Source organism: Vibrio sp. 2033 (assembly GCF_033339735.1).
Genome location: NZ_JAWOVC010000064.1, coordinates 1 through 3,032, shown reverse-complemented (window position 1 = coordinate 3,032; position 3,032 = coordinate 1). Strand labels below are relative to the sequence as shown.

Annotated in this window: 1 protein-coding gene and 6 tRNA genes; all 7 read right to left on the bottom strand. The window is 43.3% G+C overall.

From position 1 onward, the window contains the following. Positions 1-313 precede the first annotated feature (313 nt). Positions 314-389: transfer RNA gene (locus tag R7P74_RS24535), tRNA-Asn, on the bottom strand. 15 nt (positions 390-404) lie between these two features. Continuing rightward, a tRNA-Thr gene (locus R7P74_RS24530) sits at positions 405-480 on the bottom strand. A 39-nt stretch (positions 481-519) separates the two neighbouring features. Further along, a tRNA-Asn gene (locus R7P74_RS24525) sits at positions 520-595 on the bottom strand. A 22-nt stretch (positions 596-617) separates the two neighbouring features. Beyond that, positions 618-693, bottom strand: a tRNA-Thr gene (locus R7P74_RS24520). A gap of 52 nt (positions 694-745) precedes the next feature. Then, positions 746-821, bottom strand: a tRNA-Phe gene (locus tag R7P74_RS24515). Positions 822-1,054: 233 nt separating this feature from the next. Further along, the gene (locus R7P74_RS24510) at positions 1,055-2,680 is read right to left on the bottom strand and encodes a methyl-accepting chemotaxis protein (protein ID WP_005384495.1); all 1,626 of its coding nucleotides are present in this window, start codon (positions 2,678-2,680) and stop codon (positions 1,055-1,057) included. Between the two features lie 275 nt (positions 2,681-2,955). Next, positions 2,956-3,031 (bottom strand) — tRNA-Asn (locus R7P74_RS24505). Between the last annotated feature and the right edge of the window lies 1 nt (position 3,032).

Here is a 3,032-nt window from a genome sequence, read left to right as displayed (position 1 = left end):
AGTTCTTTTAGTTGTTGATTTCATAACACTCTCCAATTTTGGGGGTGGAAAGTGTCAACCTTATTTAGGACGGCACACCGATTGAATTAAAAAGCTAGGTTTTTACCTAGCTTTTTTTTAGTTGAAAGGCATACCATTTGCCACGCGCGTTTGTGGTTAATATTTTCTGGTTACTTAGTGAGTCGATAGTTAGCTTGCGGTAAGCGGTTTTTAATAATCAAAGCGCTTATGTTATTTCGTTATGGGGTAGGAGAGAGCTTAGCTTTAAACTAATACAAAAAAGCCGCATCAAGTGATGCGGCTTCTTCTAATATGGCTCCTCCTGCTGGGCTCGAACCAGCGACCTGCGGATTAACAGTCCGTCGCTCTACCAACTGAGCTAAGGAGGAACAAATTTTAATAAGTGGTGCCGACTACCGGAATCGAACTGGTGACCTACTGATTACAAGTCAGTTGCTCTACCTACTGAGCTAAGTCGGCACAATGTCATTAATAAGTTATTAACTTAATAATGAAAATTGGCTCCTCCTGCTGGGCTCGAACCAGCGACCTGCGGATTAACAGTCCGTCGCTCTACCAACTGAGCTAAGGAGGAATTGTCTTTTTAAGAGAATAAATGGTGCCGACTACCGGAATCGAACTGGTGACCTACTGATTACAAGTCAGTTGCTCTACCTACTGAGCTAAGTCGGCACATTTTATTCTTTAACATTGTTCGTGCTAAGCACCAACAATTAATAAATTGTGGTGCCCGGAGGCGGAATCGAACCACCGACACGAGGATTTTCAATCCTCTGCTCTACCGACTGAGCTATCCGGGCGACGAGGTGTATTAAAAGGCTTTTCGGCTTTCAGGTCAACAATAAAATTAAAATAAAATATCGTTTGATGAATTTGTGCTCGGAGTGGGCTGTTTTTATGCGTTTTTAGCAGCAATGCGCCATGCTTTAAGCGATGTTTTAACATTGATAGTGTGTTCACTTGCAAAATAAAGGCGATAAAAACAAAAAAGCACGTCTGAAAACGTGCTTTTTATTGAACAATTGACTTTAAACTAGTGCTTTACTGAGAACTTGTTTACCCAACCTTCTAGCTCATTCGCTAGTGAAGCTAAACTTTGAGTACTTGATTGGCTCTCGGTTACGACAGAGTTGAGTTGGCCTCCGCTTTCCTCGATAAGGTTTATGCGTAGCGCAATATCATCGCTAACCTGCGTCTGCTCAGCGGCAGCAGTAGCGATCTGCTGGCTCATTGTGGTGATAGATTCTAACGCCGTTACAATTTGCTGTAGAGCTTCAGAGGCATTCTTAGACTCTGTAACAGTGCTTTCACTGGTTTCTGCACATATTTCCATTGTGTGAATGGCATTGCGAGAGCCTTCTTGCAGATTGGAGATCATATACTGAATCTCTTTTGTGCTGTCTTGTGTGCGTCCTGCTAGGTTGCGTACCTCATCAGCAACGACTGCGAAGCCTCGGCCTTGTTCTCCAGCACGTGCTGCTTCAATGGCTGCATTGAGTGCCAATAGGTTTGTTTGCTCTGCAATATCACCAATCACATCGAGCACTTTTACAATATTATTTACATCCTGATCTAGATCGGCGACCGCTTTACTCGCAGTATTTAATTGAGAAGCTAAACCTTGAATGTTTTCAACCGTGTTATGAATGAGTTTCTGAGTATGTTGGCTTTGTTTGTCAGCCTCGTCCGTATTGTTTGCGGTGTCGCTTGCTGAATTGGCAACATGGTTGGCTGAAGATGCCATTTCAGTCATCGCAGTGGCAATCATCGCCGTTGATTGCTGCTGAGATACGGTAAGATCGGCAATCGTATTTGATCGAGCTTCTACGGCAGACAACTCTGCGCGCAGTGCATGCATAGACTTCTCTAGGTTTGTCACCATAGTAGCTAGTGATTGACTCATATCTTGCACGGCACGATAGATACTTCCTCTCGGTGCCACAGTATCAAAACTGGTCTGAATGTCTCCTTGAGCGACAGCTTGAACTGCTTTGCGCACATCGTTAGGCTCACCACCAAGTAGATTAAGCATTTTGCGAATCGAAATGATCAGGCCACTTAGAATACTTCCCGCGATAATCAGACACAGCACAAGCTGCCATTGTGCTGTCGACCAAAAACGTGCGTTAACTTCATTAAAGCCAATACCTGTACCGACAACCCAGCCCCAGTGTGGTGTTTTTTCTGCTATCGAGTGTTTTTCTTCAATGCTGCCATCTGCTTGTCTTTGGCTCCAGGTATATTCAACGATCTGACCTGTTTTGTGCCCCAATACATCTAGAATGAGTTGGCCTACGCTATTACCACTGCCATCTCTAAAGTCATGGAAGCTGGTTCCGTGCAGTTGAGGGTCTAGTGGTGCGGCGATGAACATCATATTTTCATCTGCGACATAAACGTATTCGTTGTCTTTATAGATATTGTTACGAAGTAGGTGAGTGGCTAATGCTTTCGCTTCGTCTTCCGGCATTTTGCCTTCGATAGCCATCTTTTCTACTTCGGTAAGTATGCTGTACGCACTTTTAAATAGCTCAGTAACTCGAGCTTTGTTATCAAGGTTACTTGCGACGCGAAGTGTCCATAAGCCCGTTGCGGTCAGAGCTAGGAGAGCTAGCAATATGATTGCAGATAATAAATAGGCTTGAGTTTTTAGTTTCATATTTAGCTCACAAATAAAGTGTTATCACTATGCAAGGCATAGCTAAAAGAAGAAATGTAATAACTCGGGCATCTTAGTGAAGATAAATATGCTCGGATACTAATGCGTATTGAAATTACGATGAGGATTAAATTTTTAGCGTGAAATAAGTGTTTTTGAAGAAAGGATTTAATATTCGCTGATGTTTAGAAATGAAGTGCAGATAAATGGGAAAGCGAGAAATGACGTATAAAGCAGATACAAAAAAGCCGCATCAAGTGATGCGGCTTTAAAAGTGGCTCCTCCTGCTGGGCTCGAACCAGCGACCTGCGGATTAACAGTCCGTCGCTCTACCAACTGAGCTAAGGAGGAA

Bases quoted from the DNA above. Each gene is read 5' to 3' on its own strand.
- R7P74_RS24510 (WP_005384495.1), bottom strand. From the start codon at position 2,680: ATGAAACTAAAAACTCAAGCCTATTTATTATCTGCAATCATATTGCTA.